This is a genomic window from Amphritea atlantica (genome assembly GCF_900111095.1).
GTDB lineage: Bacteria > Pseudomonadota > Gammaproteobacteria > Pseudomonadales > Balneatricaceae > Amphritea > Amphritea atlantica.
Map to the genome: position 1 here is coordinate 72170 of NZ_FOGB01000013.1, position 17098 is coordinate 89267.

At 51.1% G+C, this 17098-nt stretch carries 20 protein-coding genes; 13 read left to right on the forward strand and 7 right to left on the reverse strand.

The features are described from left to right. Positions 1–346 precede the first annotated feature (346 nt). The 6 genes from BMY09_RS17440 (at position 347) to BMY09_RS17465 (ending at position 3989) form a co-directional block, all read left to right on the forward strand. Complete coding sequence (locus BMY09_RS17440; protein WP_091360791.1) at positions 347–589, forward strand: TIGR02647 family protein; 243 nt, start codon at positions 347–349, stop codon at positions 587–589. Between the two features lie 34 nt (positions 590–623). After that, positions 624–1286, forward strand: a complete 663-nt coding sequence (locus BMY09_RS17445; protein WP_091360793.1) for a TIGR02466 family protein — start codon at positions 624–626, stop codon at positions 1284–1286. 18 nt (positions 1287–1304) lie between these two features. Beyond that, positions 1305–1946, forward strand: coding sequence for an SGNH/GDSL hydrolase family protein (locus BMY09_RS17450; protein WP_091360794.1), 642 nt, complete (start codon positions 1305–1307; stop codon positions 1944–1946). A gap of 65 nt (positions 1947–2011) precedes the next feature. Continuing rightward, positions 2012–2518, forward strand: a complete 507-nt coding sequence (locus BMY09_RS17455; protein WP_091360796.1) for a disulfide bond formation protein B — start codon at positions 2012–2014, stop codon at positions 2516–2518. Between the two features lie 173 nt (positions 2519–2691). Next, a complete protein-coding gene (locus BMY09_RS22085; protein WP_217647465.1) occupies positions 2692–3663 on the forward strand; it encodes a GTP-binding protein in 972 nt (323 codons plus the stop codon). Between the two features lie 125 nt (positions 3664–3788). After that, entirely contained in the window at positions 3789–3989 is a 201-nt protein-coding gene (locus tag BMY09_RS17465) for a DUF2788 domain-containing protein (RefSeq protein ID WP_091360797.1), read from the forward strand. A 52-nt stretch (positions 3990–4041) separates the two neighbouring features. On the opposite strand, the gene BMY09_RS17470 is transcribed toward BMY09_RS17465, so the two are convergent. Then, the gene (locus BMY09_RS17470; protein ID WP_091360799.1) at positions 4042–4545 is read right to left on the reverse strand and encodes a HugZ family pyridoxamine 5'-phosphate oxidase; all 504 of its coding nucleotides are present in this window, start codon (positions 4543–4545) and stop codon (positions 4042–4044) included. Positions 4546–4656: 111 nt separating this feature from the next. Between BMY09_RS17470 and kdsA the strand changes: the two genes are divergently transcribed. From kdsA to BMY09_RS17485, 3 genes are all read left to right on the forward strand, one after another. Next, on the forward strand, positions 4657–5502 hold the full coding sequence (gene kdsA / locus BMY09_RS17475) for a 3-deoxy-8-phosphooctulonate synthase (RefSeq protein WP_091360800.1): 846 nt from the start codon (positions 4657–4659) through the stop codon (positions 5500–5502). A gap of 157 nt (positions 5503–5659) precedes the next feature. Next, positions 5660–7645 (forward strand): SUMF1/EgtB/PvdO family nonheme iron enzyme, encoded by a 1986-nt coding sequence (locus BMY09_RS17480; protein WP_091360802.1) that lies wholly within the window; start codon positions 5660–5662, stop codon positions 7643–7645. 5 nt (positions 7646–7650) lie between these two features. After that, complete coding sequence (locus BMY09_RS17485) at positions 7651–9084, forward strand: DUF4139 domain-containing protein (protein ID WP_091360804.1); 1434 nt, start codon at positions 7651–7653, stop codon at positions 9082–9084. Between the two features lie 96 nt (positions 9085–9180). On the opposite strand, the gene BMY09_RS17490 is transcribed toward BMY09_RS17485, so the two are convergent. Further along, positions 9181–9654 (reverse strand): tetratricopeptide repeat protein, encoded by a 474-nt coding sequence (locus BMY09_RS17490; RefSeq protein WP_091360806.1) that lies wholly within the window; start codon positions 9652–9654, stop codon positions 9181–9183. 474 nt (positions 9655–10128) lie between these two features. Here BMY09_RS17490 and cysK point away from each other — a divergent pair, with 474 nt between their 5' ends. Continuing rightward, a complete protein-coding gene (gene cysK, locus BMY09_RS17495; protein ID WP_091360808.1) occupies positions 10129–11097 on the forward strand; it encodes a cysteine synthase A in 969 nt (322 codons plus the stop codon). Positions 11098–11272: 175 nt separating this feature from the next. Here the strand turns inward: cysK and BMY09_RS17500 are convergent, their stop codons facing one another. From BMY09_RS17500 to BMY09_RS17520, 5 genes are all read right to left on the reverse strand, one after another. Next, the gene (locus BMY09_RS17500) at positions 11273–11470 is read right to left on the reverse strand and encodes a hypothetical protein (protein ID WP_091360809.1); all 198 of its coding nucleotides are present in this window, start codon (positions 11468–11470) and stop codon (positions 11273–11275) included. Between the two features lie 190 nt (positions 11471–11660). Next, positions 11661–12584, reverse strand: a complete 924-nt coding sequence (locus BMY09_RS17505; RefSeq protein WP_217647466.1) for a Dyp-type peroxidase — start codon at positions 12582–12584, stop codon at positions 11661–11663. Between the two features lie 128 nt (positions 12585–12712). Then, positions 12713–13093: an MmcQ/YjbR family DNA-binding protein gene (locus BMY09_RS17510; protein WP_091360812.1), complete on the reverse strand. Its 381-nt coding sequence runs from the start codon at positions 13091–13093 to the stop codon at positions 12713–12715. A 19-nt stretch (positions 13094–13112) separates the two neighbouring features. After that, positions 13113–13958 carry a sulfurtransferase gene (locus BMY09_RS17515; protein WP_091360814.1) on the reverse strand — a complete coding sequence of 282 codons (846 nt, stop codon included), beginning with the start codon at positions 13956–13958 and terminating at the stop codon, positions 13113–13115. Between the two features lie 97 nt (positions 13959–14055). After that, positions 14056–15339, reverse strand: a complete 1284-nt coding sequence (locus tag BMY09_RS17520) for a tryptophan--tRNA ligase (RefSeq protein ID WP_091360816.1) — start codon at positions 15337–15339, stop codon at positions 14056–14058. 156 nt (positions 15340–15495) lie between these two features. Between BMY09_RS17520 and BMY09_RS17525 the strand changes: the two genes are divergently transcribed. The 3 genes from BMY09_RS17525 to yaaA all read left to right on the forward strand — a co-directional run bounded on the left by BMY09_RS17525 (position 15496) and on the right by yaaA (position 17010). Further along, entirely contained in the window at positions 15496–15798 is a 303-nt protein-coding gene (locus BMY09_RS17525; protein WP_091360818.1) for a hypothetical protein, read from the forward strand. 105 nt (positions 15799–15903) lie between these two features. Next, positions 15904–16137 (forward strand): DUF2789 domain-containing protein, encoded by a 234-nt coding sequence (locus BMY09_RS17530; protein WP_091360819.1) that lies wholly within the window; start codon positions 15904–15906, stop codon positions 16135–16137. Positions 16138–16236: 99 nt separating this feature from the next. Next, positions 16237–17010, forward strand: a complete 774-nt coding sequence (gene yaaA / locus BMY09_RS17535) for a peroxide stress protein YaaA (RefSeq protein ID WP_091360821.1) — start codon at positions 16237–16239, stop codon at positions 17008–17010. Positions 17011–17098 lie beyond the last annotated feature (88 nt).

A 17098-nucleotide genomic window follows, 5' to 3' on the forward strand; every position in this document is an offset into this window, starting at 1 on the left:
TGGTTCGAGTCGAAGTGAGCCTGCGAACGGAGACAAACCTTGCGCGTTCTTTGCGCAGCCGTAATCCATCCGAACGCTTCGTTCAGACCGCAGCAAAGAACGCGGCTCGCCAGACGCGACCTAGTCGCTTACGAGTTGCTCGAAAAAGCTAACGTTCCAACCGACTAACCAGCACTCGCGCTGACACAAGACAAGCCTCGTTCTTTGTGACTCCCAGACATCTGACTTCGATAAAGTCCACCCTAAATCAATAACCCGCACATTTATTCACTTCCGCCTCTGTACCTTGTCGTTCTCCTGTGCCAATGTGTGGGAAATATCTGAATAGCAGTTGGAGAATAACAATATGCCTTTGACAAACGATATCCAGGAAGAGATCAATATGCTGATTCGTTTCAGCCAGAGCAGTGATCATCAGGGACTCAAAGTACATCAGGATGTAGCGGCAGCGGAACTGGTTAACGCAACTCAGCGTCTGTTTGATAAGAAACTCATTACACAGATTGACGGCGGCTATCTGACGCCCCTTGGACACGAAGCAGCAGATCAGGCTCACGCCCTGCTGAATATACTCAACGCGCCTAAATAAGACGTGCAACAAGACCTGAAAAAAGAACCCGTTCATGCATCAAGCAGAGATCCTCATTGAAGATATCAACGTCTGGGAAACCCAGATGTTTACTGTGCAAAATCCGCTGCACAGCACTATCCGGGCTCCCCTTCTGAAACTGATTTACAGCCTGCGGGATAATCAGCAACAGGCCATAGAGAGTGACGTCGCGCCAACAGCTAAACACGCACTTTATGAAAGTACGCTGGATCTGCTGCAGCACCCCGATCCGGTTATTTCAGAGCTGCGGGAGTTTATTGAGGAGATGCTGGTTACTGTTGCCAGTGCCGTCAATGAACCGTTCTGGCCTGAAGGCGCCCAGGCGAGGGCAGATATCGTCGAATCCTGGTTTCATGTCACCGAAAACGGGGGTTATCATGACACCCATGCGCATCCGAACTGCTCCTGGTGCGGCATCTACTATGTTGACGCCGGGGAGTGCGACATCCAGAGTCGTAATGGCATAAACCGCTTCTACGATCCACGCCACGGCGCGGACCAGTATCTGGATGCAGGCACCGCCTATCTCAACGGCACTGGCAGTTGGGATTTTGCCGCCGTTGAGGGGCAGGTGGTTATTTTCCCCTCCTATCTCAAGCATGCAGCGATGCCCTATTTTGGTCAGCAAGACCGGGTTATTATCGCCTTTAACAGTCAGATCCATTTTCAGGAATAAACGTTAAAAGGAGGCCCTATGAAACAGATTCTGGTTTATGGAGACTCGCTAAGCTGGGGCATTATCCCCGATACACGCCAACGGTTTGAATTTCACCAGCGCTGGCCCGGCCGGCTGGAACAGCTGATCAATAAGACGGGGGCATCGATACGGGTGATCGAGGACTGCCTCAATGGTCGCAGAACGGTACTGGATGATCCTTTCAAACCGGGGCGTAACGCCGCCACAGGCTTGCAACAACGTATCGAGATAAACACCCCTCTGGAACTGATCATCATTATGCTGGGCAATAATGATTTTCAGAGCCCGCATACGTTTACCGCAGCGGAAGCCGCTCAGGGAGTTGCCACACTGGTACAGACGATTCGACAAGCCCCCGTAGAACCGGGCATGCCGATCCCCCCGATCTTACTGCTTTGCCCACCCCCTATTATCCAGCCTAAAGGGGCCATTGCTGCAAAATTCAGAGGAGCTGAAACCAAGTGGTCAGGATTCAACCAGGCTTTGAAAAAAATCGCCGCTGACACTCAGTGCGATTTTTTTGACACTGGCAGTGTAATCAGCGCCAGCAAAGTAGACGGTATCCACCTCGATCTGGAACAACATCAACAACTGGCAGTATCGATACATCCCATTATTGAGGATATATTAAAGCGCTGACGGAACTTCCGCTGGCATCACGAATCTGACCTGCAACATTTCATCTTTTGCATACAGGACTGGCAATGCTCAACACTCTCAACTGTTTTTTCCGCAGCCCATGGTACTGGCTGGCCATGATAGTGGTCGGCATGGCTATGGAAGGCGTAGCACTTTATTATCAGTATGTCCTCAACTATGGTCCCTGCGTACTCTGTATCCACGTACGCATCTGGGTGCTGGCATTTATCCTGCTGGGGATTCTTGGGCTACTGTGCCACAACAGCCGGCCCCTGAGTATTCTGATCAGCCTGTTGACGGTGGTGGCTGCGGTGGGTTTAACCGAGCGCTCCTGGATGACCTTTGCCATTGAGCGCAACCTGATTGAAGGCAGCTGCACGATGGGCACAGGCCTGCCTGACTGGTTTGCACTGGACCGCTGGCTACCCGCTATTTTTGAACCCTGGGAACTGTGCGGCTGGACCCCAGAACTGATGTTCGGTATTACCATGGCAGAAGCACTGTTGGTGACTTCAGCCGTTGCCGTTATAGGCACACTGCTGGCGACCCTCGCTCTGTACAAAAAAACCTGAAACCTTTGCTTATAAAAGCGGTACCTTATACTCTCATACCCTGTTGGCTGACAGGGCCAGAAGGATCTGTTGAGACCGACAGCGGGCATGCGTTCCCTACAGTAGAGAGATAGTAGAAAGAATCAGTAGAGAAAAGAGGCAAAGCGCCCGCTTACAACGGGCCATTTATAGCGATGAAAGATCCCAAAATTGTCTTCTTTGGTCCGGTAGGCGCTGGCAAAACAACCGCTATCGCGACAATCACTAACAATAACAGCGCCACCACCGAAGCCCGTATCTCGGATACCGGCCTGAGGCGCAAAAGCAGAACCACCGTAGCGATGGATTATGCGCTGTTAGAAAACGACGGCCAACGGATCCATCTTTACGGTACCCCGGGACAGGAGCGGTTCCGGTTTATGTGGGAAATGGTCTCAACCGAGCTCGCCCAGGACTGTAGTGGCCACATTATGCTGCTGGATAATGCCCGCAACCACCCCCGTAAAGATCTCGAGTTCTACCTGCATAACTTCACTATTTACAATCCTCATACCCGCCTGGTTATCGGCGTCACCGGAAGCGACCTGGTCCCCACACCAACCCGGGCTGATTATGCTGCATGGCTCACCGAACTGGAGATAAAGGCCCCACTGTTTTTTATCGATGCCCGCCGGGCTGAAGACATCCAGTTATTGATTGATCAGATCCTGCAACCGGAATTGCCCGGGCATGCCAACGCATGTGATTATGGTGTGTCGCAGACAGAAGAAGAAATAAGCCTCGAAGACCTGTTTGCAACGACACATGATTATCCGTTATTCACTCCCGCACTGATCACTGAGATTGAATCGATTGGCCCGGTGACCGGCGCAGCGCTATTGAACGTCGACAACCAACCTGAATACTCCTCTCTTAAACATCATCAGCTACAGCAACTGCTGACGTTTACTGCCGACCTTCCTGCGGTGCGTCGTCGGATAGATGATTGTGGCTCCATCGAAAGCTTTACCCTGCGTACCGGGACAGAGGGCTACTATCTGGTGATGCTGGCTGACAACCAGGTACTGGGGGTCCACTGCAGTGACCAACTCAGTCTGCTGACACTAAAGCAGGAGATCGATAACCGGATGCAGTGGAGCGTTAACCTGACGCCTTCACCAACCTGAGGCATAAGCTTATACCGAAAACATCCAGCAAAAAATGCTCCGCCACGCCCGTTCCGATTGCACATCGGCGCCCAGAATCTGTACAATCCGAGTCCCTTTAGGTTTATTAAGATAAGGATTACCTGGTGCGTCTGGCTGAAATTGAAGCGATCTCTCTGAATGTGGGCATTACCGTCTTCGCCGCCTATGTGTTTTTTATCATCTACGATCTGGCCAAAAAATCAAATGCAGGCAAGTTTGGCACGGCCGTTCTGTTCTTTGCACTGGGTCTGGGTCTGGCTGCTTTTCTGGTGAAAACGGTGGTTGTATACATGATAGAGGGCTGATATAAAAACGTTTATATCAGTGTTCTGTAATCAAAACCGCCCTTAAAAGAGCTCAGCGCTGTAGCGTGTCGGCAGTAACCGGCTGTAGCTGAAAGCCCGGCATCAGTATACTGAATGCCTTCCCAAATCCCAGCACCAGGCGCCCCTGTCCTGGGGTCAGTCGAAACAGTATGAAATCCGGAAGGGTGCTCAACAACTCCACCGTCGGTCCATGTCTTTCGCGGTATAGTTCCATCACCGTATCATACTCCGGGGTATTACGATCCACCTCACTGGCCTGACATTGCAGGCTTACCCGGTTTCGGGCAAACAGGTTGCGACTGACCGCCTCATCCTCAATCAACATGACCCCAACGGCCGGCGAGCGCATCAGGTTAACAGTATGAGAGGCAAGTTGACTGACAAAAATATAGAGCTGACGGTCACTTAAAACGAACGGTGAATAACTTGCTTCAGGGCTGCTCTCGCCCTGAGTCGCCAGCTGCAGCGTTCTACTGTCATGCAACAAATGATTCAACTGTTCAACCGCCTGATCACCGGCCTGCGTCTCTGGCATTGCGACCTCCTCCAATGGTTATTAATCAACCGCCTGAATATAAATATACTCCATTGCCCGGCAGATTAACGTATAATCTCCCGCGTATTAATACTGACAGGGTTTGTGAATATGCAACAGAAAGTGGTTAAAGCCGGGGAGATCTCAATCTCAAATGAGATGCCAATGGTGCTGTTTGGTGGCATGAATGTTTTAGAATCCAGAGATCTGGCGATGCAGATCGCAGAACATTATGTTGAAGTCACCCGCCGACTGAATATCCCCTACGTTTTTAAAGCCTCTTTCGATAAAGCCAACCGTTCCTCTCTGACCTCTTTCCGTGGTCCCGGACTGGATGAAGGCCTGAAAATTCTGCAGGAGATCAAAGAAACGTTTCAAGTCCCTCTGATCACCGATGTGCACGAACCCTATCAGGCAGCACCCGTTGCAGAGGTCTGCGATATTATTCAGCTGCCAGCCTTCCTCTCCCGCCAGACCGATCTGGTACAGGCGATGGCCAAAACGGGGGCGGTAATCAATATTAAGAAAGCCCAGTTCCTGGCCCCTCAGGAGATGAAACATATCCTCAAAAAATGTGAGGAGGCAGGCAACAGCAATCTGATTCTGTGTGAGCGGGGCAGCAGCTTTGGTTATAACAACCTGGTTGTGGATATGCTCGGCTTCTCCATCATGAAAGAGATGGGCTACCCGGTGATGTTCGATGCAACTCACGCACTGCAGATGCCTGGCGGCAGAAGTGACTCGGCCGATGGTCGTCGCGCACTGGTCGCCCAGTTATCAAGAGCAGGACTAGCTCAGGGCATTGCCGGGCTGTTTCTTGAAGCGCACCCAGACCCTACCCAGGCAAAATGTGATGGCCCCTGCGCTCTGCCACTGGACAAGCTGGAACCCTATCTGGCCCAGATGAAGGCTGTGGATGAACTGGTAAAAAGCTTCCCCCCACTGATCACTGAATAACCCTCGTGTGGCGGCCCTTTCGGGGCCGCCAACAGCCTGTCTGTTACCTTTCTGATAAGATACCTGTCGTTTTGACAGCTGTTAACCTTAACTCTTTGTTAGTCATACTCTATTATCATACAGAATCGCCAGGATTATCGATTAAGGGTGCACAGGAATGGCTACACCAAGCGACCTCATCTACGACAAACTTGAACCGGGCCAGGTGATCGGCCCGGATCATCATCAGTTCAGGCTCACCAGCCAGTTTCAGACTAACCGCTTTGGCCAGCTCTGGTACGCAGAGGACCTGTCCACCAGCCGGTCAGTACCTGTTACCCTGCAGATCTTTGACCCAGCGCTGCTGAAGCATCAGGGGTTTATCGATTCGGCCCAGAAACATATCGTTCTGAGCAAAAAGTTTAAACACCCACACCTTGCGGAATACTATGGAATGTTCCGCCATAAAGGGATACTGCTGTTCTTTGCCATTGAGCTGATGGACGGCCTGACTCTGGAAAAACTACTCAGCAGCGGCCAGGCCAATAAGCTCAAGGATAACCAGAAAAAAGGGCTGCTACAGCAGCTGGCGACGGCCATCGATACCGCCCATGCCGGAGCAGGCCAAGCGCATAAAGGGATCTGCCCCGCATCAATCTTTATCAACAAGCAGGGCGGAGTAAAGCTGGCTAACTTTGCCTTCGATGAAGCGATGACTATAGCCGATGAGATGAGCAATATTCCCTCCTCCCATCTGGCTTATCAGGCGCCTGAGTCGTTCCACCCTAATCCGGTCACCGTCGAAGCCGATATCTACGCATTCGCCTGTATTGTTTACCAGCTACTGAGTGGTAAAGCTCCCTTCCTGGCTACTGATGATGAATCAACCCGGGTACGCAAAGAGCTTAAAAAACCAGCTTCACTGAACCCGGAGCAGTGGGAAATTCTGCAATCAGCCTTTGCAACTGATCCGGAGCAGCGGCCACGCCAGGCCACTCTGTTATTCAAAAATATCATTGAAGCTGGCGATAAAAAGGAACCTCAGCCTGAGGATGATATTCCTGAACCGCTACAGGATGACTCAGTACAACGACGCAGATTCTGGCCCATCCATGTACCCGACTGGGCGATCTCAGTCCTGATTTTCATCTCTGGTTTTCTACTGGGTTTTACGGTTGCCTTCTTCATCGGTTTAGACAACACCGGGAAGGTTGAGATGGCTCTGGATCAGGTCCGCACAGAACTGCAACTCGCCCGGGAAGATATCGCAGCGCTGCAACAAACGCTCAGGACGGAACGTCAGGATCGAGCCCTTGAAACCGAAACGCTGCGTAATGAACTAAAAAGCAAGGCCGATGAAGCCCAGTCGCTGCATAAAGAGCTGATGGATGTAAAGTTTGCTGACCCGGATAAGCTGACCGTGTTCACCGATCAGCTGGACGACGGATTCAAGGGCCCACAGATGATCATTATTCCCCGGGGGAGCTTCATCATGGGCGACCAGAAACTGGTCGGTGATGACAACGAGCTACCCGCCCACCAGGTGACTATCAGCCACCGTTTTGCGCTGTCGCGGAACGAGGTCACCTTCAACGACTATGACTACTATGCCCGCTCCATGGGACGGCCACTACCCAGCGATGAGGGCTGGGGACGCGGCAATCGCCCGGTGATCAATGTCAGTTGGAAAGATGCGAAAGCCTATGTGCAGTGGCTGGCATTACTGACGGGGCAGCCTTACCGCCTGCCCACTGAAGCAGAGTGGGAGTATGTTGCCCGGGCAGGAACCGACACCAACTACTGGTGGGGTGACGAGCTTGAAGCGGAACGCGCAGTGTGTGGTGAGTGCGGCACAAAATGGGACGGTAAGAAAACCGCCCCAGTGGCATCTTTTCCACCAAATTCATGGGGCATTCATGATATGAACGGTAATGTCGATGAATGGGTTGAGGACTGCTATCAGGACTCCTATTTTGGAGCCCCCGAAGATGGTTCTGCCATGATTGATGGTGATTGTGAATTCCGTGTAATGCGCGGCGGCTCCTGGTTCGATATCGGCCGGGTAATCCGCTCATCAAGCCGCTACCGCCACCTGCCAGATAGCAGTAAGAACAGTTGGGGATTCCGTATAGCACTCGACCTGTCCGATAAACCAAACGAGTAAGAGTGATGCCTAAATACCAGACCAACACCCGCCTGCCCGCACTATTACCCAAAATGATGATAGGCGTGTTAGCCAGCACAGCACTGCACGCTGCCCCACTGTCCGTGGATGCTGAAAAACAAAAGGATCTGAGTATTACCCTCTACAATCAGAACCTGGGACTGGTCAGAGATGTCCGCAGCCTCCCCCCCATCAATCAGGGGCAGACTCTCTATATCCGCGATGTCAGCCACCAGATAATGAGCCAGACCCTGCAGGTAGAGAATGCCGGAAAAATTCTTGAGCAGAATCTCAACAATAATCTGATCTCCGTTTATGCGCTGCTTAACGCCTATACCGGCAAGACCGTGCAACTGGCACGCTTTAACAGCGTCACCGGCAACGAAACCGTTGCGGATGTATTGTTATTGAGTTCCGACGGCAACCAGGCACTGATTGAACAACAGGGACAGATCGAAACCGTACCGGTAAATCAGCAGGGCTGGCGCTTTATTTTTCCATCCATACCGGAGGGGATGCAGGCCCGTCCAAGCCTGGAGATCCGCTCAGCCGGCACCCCCAAAGCCAGTGATGCCGTACTGACCTACCTCACCTCGGGACTCAGCTGGCAGATGGATTATGCCCTGGTGCTGAATACCCAGGGCGATCAGCTTAAACTCGATGGACTGGCAACCCTGAACAACAATACCGGGGTGGACTTCCAAAACAGCAAAGTGCTGTTAATGGCCGGTCAGGTCAATCAATCTCCTGCGCCGATGCTGCGCCAGAAAACAGCCATGCTGATGGCCGAGTCGATGGCAGACAGCGGTGCGCCACAGGCATTTCAGGATTATCAACTGTACAAACTGCCTCAACGGGCCAGCCTGCTAAATGGGCAAACCAAGCAGGTCAGCCTGATCAGTGCCGATAAGGTTACTGCCAACAAAACCTATCACTATCAGTTTCAGGTATACCCCTCACTAAACCGAGAGACCCTTGATCAGAAACCGGATATTACTATCAGCTTTCGCAACGGGGAAAAAGAGGGACTGGGCTTTCCTCTGCCAGCCGGTACCGCCAGAGTGTTCAGTCCTGATACAGAGGGGCTGAAACACTTTATTGGCAGCGCCGCTATCCCAAACAGCAGCAAAGGGCAAACCATCAACCTGCCAATAGGCAAAGCATTTGATCTGACCATCAGGCAGCAACAAACCCTGTTTGAGAAACACGACAACAGCATTCTCAGTGGTTATGACCTGAAGCTCAGCAACAGCAGTCATCAGCCAAAAGAGATAGAGATCAGCGCAAACTTCCATCAGGACTGGAAGGTGACCGAGAGCAGCCACCCCTATACCCGGGTAAACGCCAGTCAGCTGCGCTGGACCATCAGTCTACCGGCAGATAGCACCAGCCACCTGCAATTTAAAACTGAACTTAAAAGTCTGCTGAAGAAAAACTAATAAAGCACGGAATCTGCACCCCGACGGAGTTCCAGGGGTGCTGTTTTCATCACGATGTTGGAGGCATTAAACCAGCCCTTTAACGCAGATGCTTACTTAATAGTGCCCCGCTTCGAGCTGATCGAGCCAATAGGCTGCATCGATGCCGGATTTTTCCTGCTGCAACTCTCCCTTACTGCAGATATCGACCATTCGCCTGAGAGCCAGAATATGCCCGGATTCAGCCGACTGACGATAATACTTAACTGCCTTAAGCGGGTCTGCCGGATAGGTCTGATACCCCTCTTCAAAGATCTTTCCCATCTGGTAAGCCGCTTTACTATCACCTTTATCAGCCGCCCGCTCCAGATAGATCAACCCCTGTATGCGGTTGTTCATCCCCTCGCCCCGAAAGTGCAACAGATGGCCATACACCGAGAGAGCCCTTACGCTGCCATAGTCAGCAGCATACCGAAACAGTTTCATGACAAACCGATGTTTAGCCTTCGACCCCTTGAATAGGGGCAGATGAAACAGCTGGAAAGCGATCCAGCCCAGCAGTGGAGCGATCAATGTCATAAACAAACGCATCAGAACACCTTAGCCAATAGAAAATCTGAGCCGCAACAATATCAGAACTGTCTGATATTAAAACTGATTAAAGTTAAGGATTAACATCCCAGCTTAGCAAACTGGCCGTTACCAGCATATTTTTATCATAGACCAGTCTCACTCAAACACAGCGTCTTGCACAGAGAACTTTTCGTAAAGAGTTCTTATTACTCGCCTCTCTTATTACTCGACTCTCTTATAACAAGAGTCGATCAGACCTGGGCCGTTTTATACTGAATCGACAGCCCACTCTTTCCCTGACAAAGTGTGTGGCTCAATCACTTGCTATAAACCGATTATTGCGCTTAAATCAGTTACAGTTTAGCTATAGAAAAATGATTTTTTATAGCTATAAAGAATATATTTAAGCAGAAGTTAAATATTTTAGTCCGGTCGAAGGCGTCTTCACGAACACCTCTGCGGCCGCGTTTTTAAGTCGTTACAGGTACTTTTATGAAAACATTTGAAGATAATTCACTGACCATCGGTGAAACTCCCCTGGTTCACCTGAACAGAATCGCCCCTGGAAAGAAAATCTTCGCTAAACTGGAAAGCCGCAACCCTGCTGGCTCAGTTAAATGCCGCATCGGGGCAAACATGATCTGGGCCGCTGAAGAGAATGGCACACTGAAACCCGGGATGACGCTGGTTGAACCGACTTCAGGCAATACCGGTGTCGCGCTGGCTTTTGTTGCCGCATCACGGGGCTATAATCTGACTCTGACAATGCCCTCCTCTATGAGCCTTGAACGTCGTAAGCTCATGAAAGCGCTGGGAGCTGAAATTGTGCTGACAGAACCGGCCAAAGGTATGAAAGGGGCCATCGAAAAAGCCCAGGAGATCGTCAATAGCGATCCCCAAAGCCACCTGATGCTGCAACAGTTTGAGAACCCGGCAAATCCAGAGATTCATGAAAAAACCACCGGGCCGGAGATCTGGAACGATACCGATGGTCAGATCGACATTCTGGTTGCCGGGGTCGGTACCGGAGGAACAATCAGCGGCATATCACGCTATATTAAACAGCAACAGGGCAAAGCGATCACTACGGTTGCCGTTGAACCGACCGCGTCTCCGGTGATCACCCAGACGATTAATCATGAAGAGATTAAACCCTCGCCGCACAAAATCCAGGGGATCGGGGCAGGTTTTGTGCCTAAAAACCTGGATATGTCTATCGTCGATCAGGTTGAGCAGGTTTCCAATGAGGATGCTATCGAGATGGCTCGCCAGCTTATGCAGAAAGAGGGTATCCTGGCAGGTATCTCCTGTGGCGCAGCGCTGAGCGCCGCGATGAAGGTTGCCGATCAGCCGGGAAATGAAGGTAAGATGATCATTGTCATTCTCCCCGACTCCGGCGAACGCTATCTCTCCACGCCGCTATTTGAAGGGATGTTCAGCGATAATGAGTTAGTTCAGTAACTCGCTCTATCGACAACAAAAAACCGGGCCTGGCCCGGTTTTTTTAACGGAAATCACTCACTGTTCCGTAAACGTCTATCTGATTCGAAATTCTTAGCTGCTCCGTCAAACCTTGTCCTTACCGTGAAACTCTATCTGTTCAGTAAAACCGATCTTCACAGTAAAACCTAAGTCTTCAGGAAACCATTCTCCGAATCTCTTCGTGACTGGGGAACTTAGGAAGATGATCAACAAAAACTTTGCCATTGCTCAGTTTCTTAACAGTGTACCAACGCGCTTTACGCTCGTCCCCACTAAAATGACCATCCACTTCAAAGTTTTCGCCATCTACTCCCAGTACTGCAATCGTTCTTTTTATCGCCTCATTTTGCATAGTCGGCTCCGCTTTCTTATATTAGCACTCTGCTTCTTTTACAGTCCGTTCACGTGCCTGTCTCCGCAGACTACGAAATCTGGACTGCAGCTCGTATCTCCAGAATTTTCCAATTCCTTAAGTTTAGTCTATTGAGCCAGTTTGACAAACCGGTGACACTTTGCAGTCGATCCCGTTACACAAAAAGTTATCAGATCAGCTTTTCCAGCCACGCTGAAGAGGGTGCAAAAAAGGCCTGCCCGGTCACCGCTGTGGTGAAGTTCATCAGATGATCGTGATGACCCGAACCATCACCCAGCACCATACTTTCCAGAATCTTGGTAAAGGGCTCAGCCGAGCGGCAGTATGCAGCAAACATCAGCCCTCTGCGCGTCAGATTGCCGTAGGGCATACTGTGGCGCAATATCTCAATTGAGCGCCCTTCAGAGCCTTTCAGTGATGCCCGTTTAGTATGAGCAAAAGCGGCTTTATCAGCGCTGGCATATTCGCGGTTATCCGCTTTGGTCCGGCCGAGAATATCTTCCTGTTGCTGCAGCGGGATCTGATTCCAGGCTTTCAGATCATGTTCATAGCGCTGCAGGTGTATATAACTGCCACCAGCAAAAACAGAATCCTCCTCCCCGACCAGTGCAACCTCTGCCCGATGATCCCCTTCGGGGTTTTCTGTACCATCGACAAAACCGGTCAGATCCCGGCTGTCGAGATAACGAAAACAGTGAACCTCTTCAGCCAGTTCAGCATGGCCGGTGAGTTTTTCAGAGAATAACGCAGCCACTTCATAATTAAGATCGTGTCGTTCAGAGCGGATATGCAGCAACAGATCAACCGGTGTATGGGGCATGCTGATCCCGTCATTGCTCAGGGCCGGAAATGCCCTTAACTGCGCAGGCCGTTGTTGCGGACTCAGCTGATCCCAGTATTCACTGCCAATGGCAACGGTGATGTGCATATCCGCATCAGGGTAGCGTTGTCTGAAACCCTGTTCGGTCGCAGGCACCTCAGCGAGTACCTGACGCAGGCAGTCTGCTGACTCGGGTGAGCGGTTGATATTCAGGGTAATAAACAGGGCATCAGCGTTAGCTTCGGCAATAACCCCTGACTGAAAACGGGTCATAACGAACTCCATATCGTGAATATTCAGTGCTAATAACAGCTATCTCAACTGATACAGAGCTTACCGCTTATGACCAGCAGATTAAACTCGTTTTCAGGATTTCCTGACAAAGCCGGGCTGATCAGAAGTTAACGGTATAAAGTTTCACAACCATATTTCAGTTCCAGCGGCAGTCGCTCTTTCCGGGTCATCCCTTTCACCACCAGACCATAGGAACGATCGATCATCCTCTGCAGCTCTCCGGCAGGGATACTCCCATCCAGTATAACCGTGTTCCAGTGGCGTTTATTCATATGATAGCCAGGCAGCACAGCTGTGAATATATCCCGCAGCATCTGCGCCTCTGCAGGATCACATTTAAGATTCATCCGCGCGACACCGTCTTCGACGGACAGTGTCGCGAACATCTTAGTGCGCACCTTCATAACAGCGATATGGGGGTAAAAAGGAAAATCTTCCCAGGCTTCAGGGCGACTGAGCAGGTAATTACGCGCACTCTGGTGATCCATAAGACTCTCCTCAGCGCAACTATTGACCGGTTGCCACCGGTCGCTGAGGGTCACGAATCCACTCGCTCCAGGAGCCCGGATAGACCTTCGAGCCGTGGAGCCCGGCATGTTCCATCGCCAGTTGATTGTGACAGGCGGTCACCCCTGAGCCACAGTAGTGAACCACCTGTTGCGAGGGGCAGCCTTGCAGAAAACTCAGCCATTCCTGATGTAACTGATCGGCAGATTTAAACAGACCATCGCTTGTAAGGTTCAGCTGTAGTGGGCGGTTAATCGCCCCGGGAATATGTCCTGCAACCGGATCGATCGGTTCCTGTTCGCCGCGAAAGCGCTCAGGGGTACGGGCGTCGACAAGTGCGCCCTCTTCAGGATAGCGGGCAACCTGTTGCAAGGGCAGGATCATCGAAAGATCAGGCTGACCACTGAAGTCACCCGCTGATGGTAAAGGCAACTGATCGCTGACGGGCAGACCCGCGGCAAGCCAGGCGGGATAGCCTCCATCCAGCACAGCGACCTGCTTGTGCCCCAGCACGCGCAACAGCCACCAGGCGCGGGATGCCATCGCGCCATTGCAATCGTCATAGACCACAACCTGAGTGCCACTATTCACGCCACGCTTACGCAGCACTGCACAGAGTGTTGCAAAATCGGGCAGTGGGTGCCGACCACTGGCGGGCGTGACAGGAGATGAAAGCTCAGTATCCAGATTCAGGTAACCCGCGCCTGTAATATGCCCCTCAAGGTAGACCGCTTCACCCTTTTCCGGTGCCGTCAGATAGAAACGGCAGTCGAGCACAACCACTGCCGCAGGCTCTGCCTGAAGCAGAGTATCCAGCTGTGTAACTGAGATCAGAGTGGTATACATTTGTATCTCTCCAGAGTCCGTATCATTCAGGAGCACTATCGCCAGGGGGCAGACCTCCCCCTGACAACAGTTGTCATACTTAAACCAGCAAGGGTAGTTAGACCAGCAACGCGGCCAGTTCTTCGCGCAGCAGGTCCAGCTCATTCTGCGCTTTCTGCTTCGCCTTTTTCTTCAGCGTCTCAACTTCAGCCGCTTTCTCGGCAATCAGTCGTTTCGCCTCCGCCGCACTGTCGTCAGCACTGTTGACCCGATCCAGCAACGGCTTGAGTTGCATCAGGATCGCCCGGCGACGTCCCTCTTCCGCCCGGGCAAGCTGTTCGGCAGACTGCTCTTTCTCTTTTTTCTCTGCAGCCGCCGTGGAATCCCCTCCCTGCCAGGTCAGAGGACGAATGCCCACCGCGACACGGATATCCTCGAGGAATGGCGCCGCATGGCTACGGGCTTTTTCAGCACCTTTGAGCAGCTGTTGTTCAACAAATCCGAGGTCATTCATCAGCCGGTTATACTCTTCGCGGGGCTTACTCAGATAGCTGTCAAGAAACTCAAACAGCTCTTTCTTCGCATCACCCCAGCCAATACCATTATCAAACTTCGCGCGCATCTGTTCCTGCTCAGCAGCGGTAGCAAAGTTTGCGTACAGCTGGAAAATGGTACTGCTATCCGCATCTTTCGGCTCACCCGGTTCCCGGGCATCGGTTTTAATCTGTTTGATCAGCTTATACAGCTCATCGGAAGGGCTGAACAACGGGATAGTATTATCGTAGCTCTTCGACATCTTGCGGCCATCCAGGCCCGGAATCAGTTGGGTCTGCTCATCCACCTGGGCTTCCGGCAGATTAAACAGTGTGCCGTAGGTGTGATTGAAACGACCGGCGATATCACGCGCCATCTCAATATGCTGAATCTGATCCTTACCCACGGGGATAATGTCCGCATTAAACATCAGAATATCCGCCGCCATCAGAATCGGATAGCTGAACAGTCCCATGGTGACATCATCGTCGTCCTGACGGCCCGCTTCACGGTTAGCATCGACAGAGGCCTTATACGCATGGGAGCGGTTCATCAGACCTTTAGAGGTCATGCAGGTAAGGATCCAGGTCAGCTCAGTAATCTCTGGAATATCGGTCTGCCGGTAGAAGGTCGCCTTATCGGTATCCAGCCCCAGCGCCAGCCAGGTTGCCGCAATCTCACGGGTGGAACGGGCCACCCGGTCAGGATCGTGACATTTAATCAGAGCGTGAAAATCAGCCAGAAAGAAGTAACTGTTATAGTTACTGTTCAGGCTGGCTTCAATCGCGGGCTGAATGGCGCCCAGGTAGTTACCAATATGTGGGGTACCGGTGGTCGTAATACCGGTCAGAACGGTCTGCTTGGTCATCGGATTATCTTTTTACTGAAAGCTAACGAAAATTGCGCCCTATAATACAAGAAAATTAAGTGGCTGGCCTGGGTTATCGCCGATGAAATGATCACAAGGGTTTTTTCAGACCCTGATCAGTGGTACAAATAGCCATCTCTTATGTAAGGAATCATTATGACCTCGCTTCTCCCCTCTTTTATTGTTCTGGGTTCATTGCTGATAACCCTGGTTATCATGATACGCCGCGCACCTGACCGTAAACCTGCAACGATTGTTAACAACATCATTATGAGCGCGCTCTGTTTTGTCGGAGGCATGCTGATCTCTGCCATGTATACCCGTGCCGTAGGCAATGAAAACTCGAGCCCGTTTATTATTGCGATTCTGGTCGCTATCGGTACATTCGGGGCATTGGCAATCTATATCAAACTGGATGAAAAACAGAAACTAGAGCGGCAACGGGGCAACAACGACTGAACACCAGACATATCAACACAGAACGATCAGCTTCACCGCCAGCACTTTGACAAAGCCCCCATCCTGGCCAAGACTTAATGGGCAATTTTTAAAATGGAGGTCGTGATGGACAGATCAGCACATACGATGAACGCCCTGTTTGAACAGTTGGGTATGCCCGGCGATGATTCATATATCGATCAGTTTATCCGCACCCACACCCTGTTCAGCCAGGATGTTAAGCTGTCTGAAGCCACATTCTGGACAGACAGCCAGGCCAATTTTATTAAAGAGTGTCTGGAAACAGATTCAGACTGGTGTGAGGTAGTGGATGATCTGAATACCAGACTTCACTCCTGACTATCAGGATCATAGCGATAACTTATCGGCCAGCCCTTTTCAGGGCTGGCCTTTTTAGTTTAGGATCAGAGCATTATCAGAAAATGACACACATATACTATGCTACTGGTTATCTCTCCTGCTAAAAATCTCGATTACGATACGCCGGCCACAACCGAGCGTTATACACAACCGCAGCATCTGGATCATGCCGAACAACTGATTCAGACACTGCGGGATTACTCAGTTCAGGATATTGCCGAACTGATGAAACTCAGCGACAAGCTATCGGCGCTGAATGTTGCCCGCTATGAAAGCTGGTCTCAACCCTTCACTCCAGACAATGCCAAACAAGCGGTTCTGGCCTTCAACGGGGACGTCTATAGTGGACTCAACGCTGAAGATTTCAGCGAAGCCGAACTGGAGTTTACCCAGCAACACCTGCGTATATTGTCAGGCCTCTATGGCGTACTGAAACCTCTGGACCTGATGCAGCCCTACCGTCTGGAGATGGGAACCAAACTGGCAAACAGCCGGGGCAAGGATCTCTATGGGTTCTGGGGCAACATTGTCACTGATGACCTGAATCAGGCCCTGGCAGAAAACGATCAACCGGTATTGATTAACCTGGCCTCTAATGAGTACTTCAAATCCGTTAAGCCTAAAGAGATCAATGGACGGATCATCACCCCGGTGTTTAAAGACTGGAAAAATGGGCAATATAAGATCATCAGTTTCTTTGCCAAAAAAGCCCGGGGACTGATGTGTCGCTACGCGATCAAAAACCAGATCAGTGATGCTGAACAGCTGAAAAATTTCGATCTGGCCGGTTATCAGTATGATGACAGCCTTTCGAGTGGCGATACCTGGGTCTTTACCCGCAAAGAAAGCTGATCTTTTTCCACTGAAAAAGATTTTCAGGCATAACAAAACGCAGCTTCATTCAGAAGCTGCGTTTTGGGGGTTAGTCACCTCTGGGGCG